This window comes from Mycobacterium liflandii, from assembly GCF_022354805.1.
Classification (GTDB): Bacteria; Actinomycetota; Actinomycetes; order Mycobacteriales; family Mycobacteriaceae; genus Mycobacterium; species Mycobacterium marinum.
This window is the reverse complement of sequence record NZ_CP023138.1, coordinates 4,544,932-4,559,648: the sequence shown is the minus strand read 5'-3', so window position 1 is coordinate 4,559,648 and position 14,717 is coordinate 4,544,932. Positions and strand designations below refer to the sequence as shown.

The window sequence follows — 14,717 nt, the reverse complement described above, 5'->3', positions numbered from 1 at the left end:
ACAAGCCCATCTCGTCCTGATACAAAAACGGTGCGGCCACACCGAATGAGAGCTGCGGACCGGCCAATAACCCGAAAATCGCTGCCAACGCCAGGAACACGCGGTTGCGCGCGGTCGCGGTCAGAACCTGCCACGTCTGGCCGAGTTCAAATCGGGTCCGGGACTCTTGATCCAGGGTTTCCGGTAGCGCCCAGGCGACCGCCAATCCCACCACGACGCTCAACGCCGCTATCAAGACGAAAACGTAGCGCCACGAAGCGCACTCGACAATGAACCCGCCCACTGCCGGGGCCAGAATCGGTGCCGCTGACCAGGCAGCACCCAGCAAGCCGTTGACCGATCTCAGGCGTGCACCTTCGAAACAGTCTGCGGCAATGGCGATTGCGATAACAATGAAGACACTACACGCACCGCCCTGCAGGAACCGCAGCACCAGCAACATGGCAACGTTGTTGGCCGCCGCGCAGGCGAGGCTGGTCACCGTCAGCGCGGCCGCGCAGCCCATGAGCACCGGCTTGCGTCCCCAGGAATCTGCCATGATGCCCACGGCAAGGTAGCTCAAGGCCATGCCGATCATGAACACCGTCACCGTGGACTGCAGGGCAGTAGCGGTGGTGCCAATACTGGTTTCCATCTGTGGCAGCGCGGGGGTGTAGGCGTCCATCGGAATCTGATTCAGCGGAACCACACACAGCAGCACCGCGACAATCCGTCGCGATGGCGCCGATGCTTTCACGGGCGTTGCCCCTCGGTCTGCCCGTGGCGTCGACGCATAGCTGCGAATCCTACGGCAAAACGGTCCGCCGTGTTGGCGTGCCGGCCCCGGTCCGGCCCTTGTTAACTAGGCTGAGTTCTTGTAGCTGCATCGGTGTCATACCGGAATCGGAAGGAGCCCGCCGGTGAAGGTCCACCACCTCAACTGCGGCACCATGAATTCACCCGGCGCAGCACTGTTGTGCCACGTCCTGCTCGTCGAGGCCGGCAACGGGCTGGTCCTGGTCGACACCGGCTTTGGGGTACAAGACTGTCTTGATCCGCGCCGGCTGGGCGCGTTTCGTCACTTCCTTCGGCCTGCCTTGCTGCAGAACGAAACTGCGGTGCACCAGATCGAGCGCCTTGGCTACCGGCCGTCCGACGTTCGCCATATCGTGCTGACCCACTTCGACTTCGACCACATCGGCGGGCTGGCCGACTTCCCGGACGCTCAGGTCCACGTCACCTCCGCCGAGGCGCGCGGCGCCATCCACGCCCCATCGTTTCGTGAGCGCGTGCGGTATCGAAGCGTGCAATGGGCGCACGGCCCCAAACTGGTGGAGCATGGTCACGACGGCGAATCCTGGCGTGGATTCGCCGCGGCCAAAACCCTTGACGCCATTGCTGACGGTGTGGTCCTGGTGCCGATGCCCGGTCACACCCGTGGCCATGCCGCGGTTGCCGTCGACGCTGGCGACCGTTGGATCCTGCATTGCGGCGACGCCTTCTATCACGTCGGAACATTGGACGGACAGTCCAAAGTGCCGTTCGTTCTGCGAAGCCAGGAAGAGCTATTCTCCTTTGACCGCAGGCAACTGCGTGACAATCAGGCGCGTCTAGCCGAGCTGCAGCGCCGCCAAGATCCGGGGCTGCTGATCATCTGTGCTCATGATCCCAGCCTCTATGCAGTCGCCAAAGACCTGTCATAGCCGACCTTCTTTGCCTGGGCGCCCCACTCACCGTGCTTGGAGTTCCGTTCTGGCGTGGTCGATTTGGTGATACGCATAGGTCGCCATGGCGGCGGTGGTCATGGCGGCACCGCTCTGGGAGAACGATTCATAGGCGTGGTCTCCAAGTGCATCGCGCAGGTGCGAGATGGTTGTTCTGAGCTCCGGGAACGACGCCTCGGTAATGGGGTGAAATGCGAAACCTGCGATGGTGGCAGCCGCCTCGTAGCGGCCAAGCCGATCGAAGAACGCTGCCAGTACGGCCAGCGGTGTGCTGATCAGGGTGATGTTTCCGGCCTCGTGGTGATTATGAATCGCCAATGTGAAGTGGTCGAGCGCGGACAATGGATCACCATATTTGGCCTCGACGCGGCACAATACGGCGGCTAGGTGCGTCTCGCTGTTGCGGTTACCGGTGTCCTGGGCGATCCGCAAACCACGGCGCATGGCGGCAAGGGCGCTGGCGGGGTTGGTGTCGCGGAAGGTGAATCCATAGGCAAGTAGGGCGTAACACAGCGCCGCGGGGTTGCGGGTGGCTTCGGCGGACTCGATCAGCGCATCGGCCAGCTGCTCGGCTTCGTCGCATTGACCCTTGATCGTCAAGGCCAGCACCAGACATCCCAGGGTGAGTGTGTGCGTGTCGTGACCGAGCGCGAGCTGGGTGCGGCACAACTCGACCGACTGTTCAGGGTGCCCGCTGCTGGTATACGCACCGGATGGCCACCCCTCGATGCCGAATGGCACCTCGTAGCGGTCGGTGGCCAGCAACCGGGCGGCCTCATCGGCGTAGCGGATGGCTTCTTGGACGCGCCCCGTCGTATAGCACTGTGATGCCAGCACGTGCAGGAACGCGAGCTTGGGATGATCGACCGCTCGTTCGATCGCTTCCTCGACCCACGTCAGCGGCTCAAATCTGTTCACAAAAAAGCCGAGAAATCCCACCCAGGTGGCGATGCTCGCGGCATCGTCGAGGTCATTGTTGTCGGCGGTCCAGCGAAAGGCCAGGCGCAGATTGGCGAGTTCGGCGGTGAGCCACGTGTAGGCCTCAGGTTGCCGGGGGCTGTCCCACACCGCCGCCACGTCGGGCAACCGCTGGGCGAAGTGGCGGGCATGCGCCGTTCGAGCGGCCAGTGCCTGCCCGCGGGTGACCAGTTGCTCCTCGGCGAACTCGCGGATGGTCTCCAGCATCGAAAACCGTGATCGCCCCGAAAGCCGGTCGACGATGAGCAGGGACTTGCCCACCAACGCATCCAGCAAGTCCAGCACCTCGTAGTCGTCGTGAGTATCGGCGGATCCGGCTACCGCGCAGGCGCTTTGCAGATCGAAACCACCGGCGAACACCGAGCAACGCTCTAGCAGAACCTTTTCCGCGTCGCTGAGATGGTCGTAAGACCACGCAACGGCGTGACGCAGCGTTTGGTGACGTCCCAGGCCGCGCCGAGATCCGACCAGCAAGCGGAAGCGGTGATCGAGCCGATCACGCACCTCGATCGGGGTCATCGACGCCATGCGGGAGGCGGCCAGCTCGATGGCCAGCGGGATTCCGTCAAGACGCCGGCAGATTTCGGCGATCGCGGCCGCATCCTGGGCATCGGTCGGTGCGAAGCCGGGGGCAACACTTTGGGCGCGTTCGCCGAAGAGGGTGCCGGCAGCGGACACCACGCCGCCACCGACATCCAGCGACGGCACCGACCACAGCTGCTCGTCAGGCACCTCCAGCCGCTCGCGACTGGTCGCCAGGATCCGCACGGTCGTCGAACCGGCGAGGATGGCTTCGATCAGGTCGGCCGCCGCGTCACGCAGGTGCTCGCAATTGTCGAACACCAAGAGCCGGACCCGTCCTTCCAGCGCCGTGGCCACGCTCTGGGTTACGGTCTTTCCCGCTTGTTGGGTAATCCCCAGCACGGCGGCCACCGCGTCGGGCACCGCGGCCGGATCGGAAACGGCGGCCAGTTCGAAAAGCCAAACGCCATCCGGGAATTCATCAGCAACACGTGTTGCCAGGGCTCCGGCGTTGTTGATTAGCAGGCTTGTGAGCTGGGGAATTGTGGATTGAGGAGGTCTAGGCGGCGGTTGGCGGTCAAAGCGGTGATCCGGCAGGCTTCGGCGATGTTGTCGGCGCCGTTGAGGCGGTGCAGATTGATGGCGGTGTTGCGTAGCGTTGCTAGGACCTGTGCGCCGTTTCCGGTATGTGCCCTTTGACGGTCTTCGTCGAAGGTGACGTCGCGTATCCAGTGCAGGCTGTTCTCGATTCCCCAGTGTTGACGCATCCAGGTCATGATCGCGGTAGGGCGGGCGTGCTCGAACGGCAGGCTGCAGATGGCATAGACCACCTCCACGCTGCGCTGGTCGGTGGCGGTGATCAAGCGTTCACGAGTAATCCGGATGATTTGTTTTGCGTAGGGGAAGCCGATTCCTCGTGCAGCGGTGATGATTTGCAGGGTGCGGGTCTCGACACGGCCGTGGCCGCGGGAGTCGTCGGTAGCGGCTGCGGGCACCTCGGCCCAGGGCAGCGCGGTGATACGCGCAAGTATTTTGGCTTGGTTGGACTTGACGATCATCAGGTAGTGCGACTTCAAGGTGGCGCAGATCAACTTCGCGGTGACGACCTGGGTATGCATCGCATCCACGGTGACCAGCCACCGCAAGCTACCCGGCAGCAGCGTGAGCAGGGCACGTACTCAGGGAATTTCATTGCTTTTCTCGGCGACAGCGAGTTGACCGAGCACCAATCGGGCACGGTGGGCGAACACCGACACGAGATGCGTGGCTGTCGCTTTGGCGCGTAAAGCACCACGCAGCATCTTGCCGTCCAACGCGATCGGCACCAATCCACTGGGGTCGCTGCTGGCCACGTGTGCAGTGAAGTAACTGCCCATCCTGGCGTTGAGGTCGGCGGGGTCTAGCCGAGACAAAACAGCGCGGAAGGTCTTCTCACTGGGCCGCCGGAACCGGACCCCTAATTAGGCCAACACATCATCGGGAGCGGTGGCCGCCCATGTGGCAAAACCAGCATAGCCGCGCATCCCCGCGGCAGTGGCCAGAACCGCGATCGCCAACAAAGCCATCAGCGAATACCTCCGACCGCGTGGGTCCCTCGGGTCTGGCACCGAGGCCAACACATCGAGAAACTCCGATCCGATGAGCTCGCTGCGCTCACCAGGACTCCAGCGGTCGAACACCTCTGGAACCGACGACACAGGCAATACTGAAACGGTAGGCACGGGCAACTCCAGACCAACGACGAACAGTAACCAACTCGATCGTTCTCCAGATAGCCCGTGCCTACACTCCGGCCCCAATAGCGCGGCACCAAAGATCATCAACCCAGCTCACAAGCCTGCTAATCAACAACGCCGGAGCCCTGCACGTGTTGCGACCTCCAGCGCCAGCCGAGTCTTGCCGACACCACCGACCCCGGTCAACGTCACCAACCGATGGACCTGCAACGCCGTCTGTACCTGGCCGATCTCCGCCGCACGAGCGACGAAGCTGGTCAGCGCGGGCCGCAGGTTGCCAGGACTTGTATCCGGTGCCCGCAAGGCGGGGAAATCGGTGCGCAGGCCCGGTCCCCGAACCTGGAACACCCGCACCGGGGCAGGCAGATCCCGCAACCGGCGTGACCCGAGATCTAGCAAGTCCACTCCGCTGATCAGATTTGCTGTTGAGTCGGTCAGCAGGATCTGGCCACCGTGGCCGGTCGCCATCACCCGCGCGGCGCGATTGAGCACCGCACCGAAGTAGTCCGCGTCATGCGGCTCGGCTTCGCCGGTCGCCAGCCCCATCCGCACCGGCAACTCGAGTGCTCGCTGTGCATCGACGGCGGCATCGACGGCGGATCTCGGCGACGCGAACGCGGCGCAGACGCCGTCGCCCGTGTGCTTGAACAACCAGCCCCGGTGCATCTGGATCGTCCGTGTGAGCACCGCATCATGGGCCGCGAGGGCGGCCCGCATCCGATCGGGGTCGGACTCCCACCGGCGGGTGGAGCCCTCAACATCGGTGAACAGGAACGTCACGATCCCCGAAGGTGGACCCCCAGATCAGCGGCCACTAACGCAGAATGCCACACCGAAGGCGGTTCTACCTCGAACATTGCCGCAAAGTGTTCGGCTGGGCGCAGGGGCTGCACCGACCTCAGCGGCCTCGCTCGGTGACCCCCGTGACGTGTGTTTTCAACCATCTCGCTAAAATCGAGACGCCATGTCGTCGGAAGGAATCTCATGAACGCGCGTGTCGAGCAGCTGGAGTTTCAGGCGGAGGCCCGGCAGCTGCTGGATCTGATGATCCACTCGGTCTACTCCAACAAGGACTCATTTCTGCGGGAGCTGATCTCCAACGCCTCCGATGCGCTGGACAAGCTGCGAATTGAGGCCTTCCGGAACAAGGACCTCGAAGTCGACACCTCGGACCTGCACATCGAGATCGAGGCCGACAAGGGCGCGCGGACACTGACGGTGCGCGACAACGGCATCGGAATGACCCGGGCGGAGGTCGTGGACCTGATCGGCACCCTGGCCAAGTCGGGCACCGCCGAGCTGCGCGCGCAGCTGCGGGAGGCCAAGAACGACGCAGCCTCCGAGGAGCTGATCGGCCAATTCGGCATCGGGTTCTACTCATCGTTCATGGTCGCCGACAAGGTCGAACTGCTCACCCGCAAGGCCGGGGAGAGCGAGGCCACCAAGTGGGAGTCCAGCGGAGAGGGCACCTACACGATCGAATCCGTCGAGGGTGCTCCGCAGGGGACCTCGGTCACATTGCACCTCAAGCCCGAAGACGCCGAGGACGAGCTGTATGACTACACGGCGGATTGGAAGCTACGGCATCTGATCAAGAAGTACTCAGACTTCATCGCCTGGCCGATTCGCATGGAGGTGGAGAAGCGCGTCCCGGCCCCTCACGAAGAGGGTGAGGAGCCCGGCGAGGAGACCGTGGTCCTCGAAACCGAGACGCTCAACTCGATGAAGGCGTTGTGGGCCAGGCCCAAGGACGAGGTCTCCGCCGACGAGTACAACGAGTTCTACAAGCACATCGCGCATGCCTGGGATGACCCGATGGAGGTCATCGCCATGAAGGCCGAAGGTACCTTCGAGTACCAGGCGCTGCTCTTCATTCCCTCGCACGCCCAGCATGACCTGTTCAATCGGGATGCGGTCTTCGGTATTCAGCTGTATGTCAAGCGCGTATTCATCATGGGCGACTGCGACCAGCTGATGCCCGAGTACCTGCGCTTTGTCAAGGGTGTCGTCGACGCACAGGACATGTCACTGAACGTGTCTCGCGAAATTCTGCAGCAGGATCGCCAGATCAAGGCGATTCGCCGACGGCTGACCAAGAAGGTCCTGTCCACCATCAAGGATCTGCAGTCCGAGCGGCCCGAGGACTACCGCACCTTCTGGACCCAGTTCGGCAAGGTCGTCAAGGAAGGGCTGCTGGCCGACTTCGACAACCGCGAGACGCTGTTGGAGATCTCCTCCTTCGCCTCGACCCACAGCGAAGAGGAACCCACCACCCTGGCCGGCTACGTGGAGCGCATGAAGGAAGGCCAGACGCAGATCTTCTTCGCGACCGGGGATTCGCGACAGCAGATCCTCAAGTCGCCGCACCTGGAGGCCTTCCGGGCCAAGGGCTATGAGGTGCTGCTGCTCACCGAACCGGTCGACGAAGTATGGGTGGGAGTGGTCAACGAGTTCGATGGAAAGCCGCTGCAGTCGGTCGCCAAGGGCGAGGTAGACCTGGACTCCGACGGCGAAGGGAGCGAGGCCGAGCGCGAAGAGCAGCAGAAGGAGTTCGCCGACCTGCTGGGCTGGCTCAAGGAGACGTTGGGCGAACAGGTCAAGGAAGTGCGGTTGTCCACCCGCCTGACCGAGTCGCCGGCTTGCCTGATCACCGACACGTTCGGCATCACTCCCGCGCTTGCCCGCATCTACCGGGCCACCGGGCAAGACGTTCCGGTCGGCAAGAGAACGCTGGAACTCAACCCCACCCATCCGCTGGTGATCGGTCTGCGCCAGGCGCAGGCGAGCGCTGACGACGATGCCAAGAAGGAGGCGGTCAGTGAAACCGCGGAGCTGCTCTACGGCACAGCGCTTCTTGCCGAAGGCGGTGCGCCAGACGATCCGGCCCGGTTCGCCGAGCTGTTGGCGGATCGTCTGATGCGAACGCTGTAACTAACGCCGGCCCAGCTTCTCGCGGACCGTGTCGGTGAGGAATCGCCGGGCCGACACGGGGTGAAAAGCCCTGGCCGCCTCGGTTAGTGCGGCACGCGCGTCCGCGCTGAGTTCGATGTCGGCTGCGGCAACATTGAACTCGAGTTGCTCCACGCTGGACGCTCCCGGGATGGCGACCACGCCGGGCAGGCTGATCAACCATGCCAGCGCCACCTGGTCGGGCTTTGCGTCGACGTCAGTGGCGACGGCGCGAAGCGTCTGCAGCAGCGGCTCGATCCGGCGCAGGTTCTCCGTGCCGAACAGTGGGTTGACGGCCCGAACACCGGCCGGCCGGTTGTCCACACCGTATTTGCCGCCCAGCAGCCCCTGCGCCAGTGGGCTGTAGGCGATGATGATGCGGTTCTCCCGTTCGGCGAAGGGAACCAGGTCATCGAGCGGACCGGGATGCGCCAGCGAGAAATGCACCTGGTTGCTGACGACGGGGCGCCCGAGTGCGGCGTCCGCTTTCTTCCAGCGCGCCAACGAGTAGTTGGAGACGCCGGCCGCTCCGATCCTGCCGGTGTCGAGGAGCTCGCGCATGCCCGGTATGATCACCGAATCGGGGACCACCGGGTTGGGCTGGTGGATCTGATATAGCGGGATGCGGTCGAGCTGCAACCTGCGGGCACTGGCCCGTTCGCGCTGCTTGACCACCGCCGGAAACGGCGCCACGGGCATGATCTTGCTGGCTACGACCACTTCGGCGCGCTCGTCGCCGAGTGCCTCGCCGAGAATCCGCTCACTCTTGCCCAGTCCGTAGACCTCGGCGGTGTCGAACAGGGTGACTCCCAGCGCACGAGCGCGCGCGACGATGTCGCGGGCGGCGCCGGAGGCGTACCGGTCCCCATAACCCCACTCGCGTGAGCCGAACTGCCAGGTGCCCAGCCCGATCCGGCTGACATTTCCGATTCCGTCGACCTCGAGGTGTTTTATGGTTCACACGGTACTGAGCGGTCTCCCTGCGTCTGGGCGGTGAGGGTGCGCAGAATGCCGGTCAGCACGGCGTGTCTTCGTGCAGACACGCACGCTCGCGGCGACGGCGAGTGCCGTCAGCGCGCCCTATTGACTGAGTCGATGTAGGGCGCGAGCAGGTGCGCCATCCCTTTGGCGGCCTCATCGGCATCACTCGGGGGCAGGGCGAGGTAGCTCAGGGCAGCCCGTACCACCGCCTGGCCCATCACCGCCGCGTCGTATTCGTTGGCGTTTACCCAGCTGTGCTGGAAGGTCTGGGACAGCTGTTCGGTGGCATGATCGACCAGGAACTGACTCTCGACGGTGATCAAACGCAGAATGTCGTTGGGTGCGTCTTCAGTTCGCAGCACCTGGGCTAGGGGGTCGTTGGCGACGCGGTGGAAGAAATCACTGAACACGGTCTGCATAGCGCTGTAGCCGTTGCCGTGGTTTTCGCTGATCGCCGCTTGCATTCCGGTGACGATGCTGTCGGTCAGGCGCAGGGCGTAGTGGCGCGCCAGGCCCCGGCGCGACTGGAATTCGTTGTAGAGGGTGCCCCTGCTGATGCCTGCGGCGGAAGCCACATCGGCCATGGTGATCGACGACCATTTCTTGACCAGCAGCAACCCGTGCATCGCGTCGAGAACCCCGTTATGCATCAGATTCGCAGCGGTGCTGCGATACGGATTGCGGGTTCGATGCTCGGGGTCGACCATGTAGCTGAGATTAGTGCGCATTGATAGTGCCTTCGACTTTCGGTCCACAATGTTGTTTTGGGTAGGCGCCGCCCGTGCATTTGCGAGAATGTCGACGACGACGGTCCCGCCCGAATTAACTCCGGTAGGTCCTCGCGGGCCGGTTGTGACAACCGAGACAACCGAAATGGCTACTGAAGGTTGCTATCTGGGGATATGGCCATACATGTCCGCATGGCCATATCCGGTGGGCTGATGGTGCTAGGTCCGGCTGACTTCGATCATCTCGAAGTCCGACTTTGCGGCGCCGCAGTCCGGGCAGCTCCAGTCGTCGGGAATGTCGTCCCAATGTGTTCCCGGGGCTATGCCGTCTTCGGGCCAACCTTGTGCCTCGTCATACTCAAACCCGCACTGCACGCAGCGATACAGCTTGAAATCGGTTGACATGTCAGGCCTCCTGTAGCTGGAAGTCGATCTTCTCCCGGACGCCGCAGTCTGGGCAGTTCCAAGTTTCATCGACATCGGCCCAGCTGGTGCCCGCCGGATACCCCTCGCGCGGGGCACCGACAGCTTCATCGTAGACGTAGTCGCACACCGGGCAGTGGTAAGCGGCCATCACCGGACACCGTAGGTGGCGAGGATCTTGTCGCGCTTGCGCGGATCGATGTTGACCTTGGTGATGTCGCCGTCGTAGTGCTCAATGACGCGGTGGTCCATCAGCTTCCGCCACAGCGGCGGGAAGTAGGTCAGCGTGATCAACGTGGCATAGCCGCTGGGCAGGTTGGGGGCGCCGTCCATGCTGCGCAGCGTCTGGTAGCGGCGTAGGGGATTGGCGTGGTGGTCGCTGTGCCGCTGCAGGTGGTACAGGAAGATGTTGGTGACGATGTGGTCGGAGTTCCAGCTGTGCACGGGTGCGCAGCGTTCGTAGCGCCCCGAAGCGGTGCGCTGCCGCAGCAGCCCATAGTGTTCGAGGTAGTTGACCGACTCCAACAGTGATGCGCCGAACAGTCCCTGAATGATCAGGAATGGCAGCACCTGCCAGCCGAACACGGCGGTCAGCGCGCCGAACAGAACCACCGACATGATCCAGGCGTTGAGCACATCGTTGCGCATGCTCAGGGTGGGCTTGTTGATGCGTTGCATGCGGCTCTTTTCCAGCTCCCATGCGGACTTGAGCGAGCCGAACATGCTGCGCGGGAGGAACATCCAGAAGCTTTCACCGAACCGTGCGCTGGCCGGGTCCTCCGGGGTGGAGACGCGGACGTGGTGGCCGCGGTTGTGCTCGATGTAGAAGTGGCCATACAGGGTCTGGGCGAGGGTGATCTTGGACAGCCACCGCTCCAGGTTCTCGCGTTTGTGTCCCAATTCGTGGGCGGTGTTGATGCCCACCCCGCCGACGACTCCGATGGTCATGGTGAGACCGATCTTGGAGATCAGGCCCAGTCCTGCGCCCAGTCCCAGCCAGCTCAAGTTGTCGGCCGACCACAGGTAGCAGGCCAAGACGAGGCTGACCATCTGCAGCGGAATGAAGGCGTAGGTGCAGTAGCGGTAGTACTTGTCGTTCTCCAGGCGCTCCATCACTTCGTCAGGAGGGTTCTCGCCGTCTGGGCCGAAGAACACATCCAGGGCCGGTAGCAGCAGGTAGAGCAGGAACGGTCCGATCCACCACAACACCGGAGTGACGGCGGTCCAGCCGAGCTTGCCGAACACCCATGCCAGCGCGAGGCTTGCCGGCAATGCCGTCGGCAGCACCAATCCCACCAGCCACAGGTATCGCTTCCGGTCTCGCCATTGCTGGACCGGATTTTCCGACTTTGGTTGCGCCACGGACGTCATGACGATCCTTTCTCAGTGTGGTCACTGCCCTGATCCAGGTAGTGCGGCCAGCGCACCGGAGGGGCGACCGCTGGCATGTTTTGAACATATCAGAGGAGTTGTACAATCAATAGATAAATTTCTAGATTTGTTCAAACTGCCTGATCGTGCGGTGCCCACCGGGCCGTCGCGCCGTTTGACCGCGACGCCGATCGGGTATCAAGTTCGCCATGGCTGGCACCGCCGTTGCTCCCACACCCACCGGTGAGGTCTGGCCGGGCCGGGCCTACCCGCTGGGCGCGACGTATGACGGTATGGGTACGAATTTCGCGATCTTCAGCGAAGTCGCTGAGCGGATCGAGCTGTGTCTGTTCGATGCGGACGACACGGAGAGCCGGGTCGAACTGCCTGAGGTTGACGGGTTCGTCTGGCACGCGTATGTGCCGGCCATCGACCCCGGCCAGCGTTACGGATACCGCATCCACGGTCCCCACGATCCCCGCGCCGGGCACCGGTGCAATCCGAACAAGCTGCTGCTGGACCCTTATTCGAAGGCGATCGAAGGCACATTCGCCTGGAACCAGTCGCTGTTCGACTATACCTTCGGTGACCCCGAGAGCCGCAATGACGAGGACTCCGCGGCCAGCATGCCCAAAGCGGTGGTGATCAATCCCTATTTCGACTGGGCAAACGATCGGCCCCCCGACCACCACTACGCCGACACGGTCATCTACGAAGCACACGTGAAAGGCCTGACACAGACCCATCCGGACATACCCGAACAGCTACGTGGCACCTATGCCGCGGTGGCGCACCCGGCAATCATCGACCACCTCAAAAGCATCGGTGTCACCGCGATCGAGCTGATGCCGGTACACCGTTTCGCCAACGACTCGACGTTGGCCGACAAGAATCTCTCGAATTACTGGGGCTACAACACGATCTCGTTCTTTGCGCCCGACCCGAAATATTCCAGCGCCATGCTGCCAGGGGGCCAGGTTCAGGAGTTCAAGGCGATGGTGCGCGCCCTGCACGAGGCGAACATCGAGGTGATCCTCGATGTCGTCTACAACCACACCGCCGAGGGCAACCATCTGGGGCCCACGCTCTCTATGCGTGGTATCGACAACGCCGCCTACTACCGGCTGGTCGATGATGACATGCGTTACTACGTGGATCACACCGGAACCGGCAACAGCTTCAATGTCAGCCATCCGCACTCGCTGCAGCTGATCATGGATTCGTTGCGCTACTGGGTCACCGAGATGCATGTTGATGGCTTCCGGTTCGATCTGGCGGCTACCCTGGGGCGCGAGTTCTATGAGGTCGATCGGTTGGCGACGTTTTTCGAACTCGTGCAACAGGATCCAACCGTCAGCCAGGTCAAGCTCATCGCCGAGCCGTGGGATGTGGGCCCCGGCGGCTATCAGGTGGGCAACTTTCCGCCGCAGTGGACGGAGTGGAACGGCAAGTACCGCGACACCGTTCGGGACTTCTGGCGCGGTGAGCCGGCCACGCTCGATGAGTTCGCCTACCGATTGTCCGGATCGGCCGACCTCTACGAGCACACCGGGCGAAGGCCGGTTGCTTCGATCAACTTCGTCACCGCCCATGACGGGTTCACACTGCGCGACCTGGTGTCCTACAACGACAAACACAACGAGGCCAACGGGGAGGACAACGACGACGGCGAGGGCCATAACCGCTCGTGGAACTGCGGTGTGGAAGGGCCCACCGATGACCCCGCGATCAATGCGCTGCGGGCCCGTCAGCAGCGCAACCTCATCGCTACTCTGATGCTGTCGCAGGGTGTCCCGATGATTTCGCACGGTGACGAGCTCGGGCGTACCCAATACGGGAACAACAACGGATACTGCCAGGACAGCGTGCTCACCTAGATCGACTGGTCCGACGTCGATACCGGCCTGCTGGAGTTCACCCATGCGGTGTCCGCACTACGTGCCAACCACCCGCTATTCCGTAGGCGGCGCTTCTTCAACGGAAAGCCGGTCGGTCGCCGTGGCGAAGCGGGGCTGCCCGACATCGCTTGGTTCGCCGCGGATGGATCAGAGATGGCTGACGAGGACTGGGGGGTCGGTTTCGCCAAGTCGATCGCCGTTTTCCTCAATGGTCAGGGCATCGCCGACCGGGACATGAGTGGCCACCGAGTCCTCGATGACTCGTTCATCCTGTGTTTCAACGCTCACTTCGAGCCCATCGACTTCACCCTCCCGCCGGTGGAGTTCGGCAGCGGTTGGCGGGTTGTGGTCGCTACCGCTGCCGCAACAGCGACTTCGGCCGGGGCTCTGCCGGCGGCGGCCACGATCGTCGTTGACGCGCGCAGCAGCGTGGTGCTGCAAGCGGCCACCGAGTAGACGTCGGCGATCTTCGGGCCACCGAACACCTTACGCGGTCCGGGTACGGTCGATACGCTGTGGCTTGCGCGGGGCTCTTCGCGCAGCGTCGATGCGACCTTGCGCGCCGTGGATCGAAGGGAATCGCGCTGGCATCCTTCCAGGCCATGGCGCCGGGGGGAGTGACATCGGCTGGTGAAGGCGGGTTATGTCAAAGACCGTGGTGATCGGAGCCTCGAGCGGGCTGGGGCGCTGCATTGGTGTTGGACTTGCGCGGCGTGGCGATCATGTCGCACTTCTGGCCCGGCGGCGCGAGCGAACGGAGGCCGCCGCCAAGGAAGCGGGGCCGGGGACCGTCGCCGTCGAATGCGACGTTACCGATGAAGCGTCGTGCCGATCGGCGCTCGCCGCGGCGGCCGACGCGCTTGGGGGGATCGACAACCTCGTCTACGCCCCCGCCATCAGCCCCCTCGTTCGGGTGGCCGAAACCGACGCCGACACCTGGCGGCGGGTCTTTGACACTAACGTCATAGGCGCGTCGCTCGCGACGGCGGCGGCGTTGCCGCACCTGAGGGCCGCCGCGGGCAAGGCGGTCTATCTCTCCTCGGACGCGGGCAGCCACGCGCCCCCATGGCCTGGCCTGGGTGCCTACGGCGTCAGCAAGGCGGCACTGGAACGACTCGTGGAGGCGTGGCGAGCCGAACACCCGGAAATCGGGTTCACCTGCGTCATCGTCGGAGAGTGCGCCGGCGGCGAGGGTGATGCTCAGACCGGCATGAACATCGGCTGGGATAGAGAGCTAGCTATGAAGGCCTATCCGCTTTGGCTGGCGCGTGGCTGCATGCCAGGCAAGTTGATGCCGGTCGAGGACTTGGTCAACATCGTGCACACGATCCTGCGCACCGACGCGGCTACCTCGATACCGGTCGTCATTGCCCGGGGCGCATCCGCTCCGGCCGGGGTGCTGGATGCGGGTCAGTCCTAGACTGAAAA

Annotated in this window: 9 protein-coding genes and 4 pseudogenes; 4 read left to right on the top strand and 9 right to left on the bottom strand. The window is 63.5% G+C overall.

Features of this window, described 5'->3' with window-relative positions; all coding sequences use genetic code 11:
* Nucleotides 1–10 precede the first annotated feature (10 nt).
* Nucleotides 11–664, bottom strand: a pseudogene (locus CKW46_RS20305) (MFS transporter); the annotation flags it as partial.
* A gap of 235 nt (nt 665–899) precedes the next feature.
* Between CKW46_RS20305 and CKW46_RS20300 the strand changes: the two are divergent.
* Nucleotides 900–1,682 carry an MBL fold metallo-hydrolase gene (locus CKW46_RS20300; protein ID WP_015356370.1) on the top strand — a complete coding sequence of 261 codons (783 nt, stop codon included), beginning with the start codon at nt 900–902 and terminating at the stop codon, nt 1,680–1,682.
* 27 nt (nt 1,683–1,709) lie between these two features.
* Here the strand turns inward: CKW46_RS20300 and CKW46_RS20295 are convergent, their stop codons facing one another.
* From CKW46_RS20295 to CKW46_RS20285, 3 genes and pseudogenes are all read right to left on the bottom strand, one after another.
* Nucleotides 1,710–3,626 (bottom strand): ATP-binding protein, encoded by a 1,917-nt coding sequence (locus CKW46_RS20295; RefSeq protein ID WP_482052318.1) that lies wholly within the window; start codon nt 3,624–3,626, stop codon nt 1,710–1,712.
* A gap of 95 nt (nt 3,627–3,721) precedes the next feature.
* Nucleotides 3,722–4,924 (bottom strand): annotated as a pseudogene (locus tag CKW46_RS20290) (ISAs1-like element IS2404/ISMul1 family transposase).
* Between the two features lie 144 nt (nt 4,925–5,068).
* A pseudogene (locus CKW46_RS20285) lies at nt 5,069–5,719 on the bottom strand (adenylate/guanylate cyclase domain-containing protein); the annotation flags it as partial.
* A 204-nt stretch (nt 5,720–5,923) separates the two neighbouring features.
* On the opposite strand from CKW46_RS20285, the gene htpG reads away from it, so the two are divergent.
* Nucleotides 5,924–7,870, top strand: a complete 1,947-nt coding sequence (gene htpG, locus CKW46_RS20280) for a molecular chaperone HtpG (RefSeq protein ID WP_117437772.1) — start codon at nt 5,924–5,926, stop codon at nt 7,868–7,870.
* Here htpG and CKW46_RS20275 read toward each other — a convergent pair whose 3' ends face one another.
* From CKW46_RS20275 to CKW46_RS20255, 5 genes are all read right to left on the bottom strand, one after another.
* Entirely contained in the window at nt 7,871–8,842 is a 972-nt protein-coding gene (locus CKW46_RS20275) for an aldo/keto reductase (protein WP_117437771.1), read from the bottom strand.
* 116 nt (nt 8,843–8,958) lie between these two features.
* Nucleotides 8,959–9,597 carry a TetR/AcrR family transcriptional regulator gene (locus tag CKW46_RS20270; protein ID WP_015356366.1) on the bottom strand — a complete coding sequence of 213 codons (639 nt, stop codon included), beginning with the start codon at nt 9,595–9,597 and terminating at the stop codon, nt 8,959–8,961.
* Between the two features lie 219 nt (nt 9,598–9,816).
* Nucleotides 9,817–10,002, bottom strand: coding sequence for a rubredoxin (locus tag CKW46_RS20265; RefSeq protein WP_117437769.1), 186 nt, complete (start codon nt 10,000–10,002; stop codon nt 9,817–9,819).
* Nucleotide 10,003: 1 nt separating this feature from the next.
* Entirely contained in the window at nt 10,004–10,171 is a 168-nt protein-coding gene (locus tag CKW46_RS20260; RefSeq protein ID WP_015356364.1) for a rubredoxin, read from the bottom strand.
* The gene (locus tag CKW46_RS20255; protein WP_015356363.1) at nt 10,171–11,391 is read right to left on the bottom strand and encodes an alkane 1-monooxygenase; all 1,221 of its coding nucleotides are present in this window, start codon (nt 11,389–11,391) and stop codon (nt 10,171–10,173) included. The genes CKW46_RS20260 and CKW46_RS20255 overlap by 1 nt, the downstream gene beginning before the upstream one ends.
* 209 nt (nt 11,392–11,600) lie before the next feature.
* Here CKW46_RS20255 and glgX point away from each other — a divergent pair.
* Nucleotides 11,601–13,745, top strand: a pseudogene (gene glgX, locus CKW46_RS20250) (glycogen debranching protein GlgX).
* Nucleotides 13,746–13,932: 187 nt separating this feature from the next.
* Entirely contained in the window at nt 13,933–14,709 is a 777-nt protein-coding gene (locus CKW46_RS20245; protein ID WP_015356362.1) for an SDR family oxidoreductase, read from the top strand.
* Nucleotides 14,710–14,717: the final 8 nt, after the last annotated feature.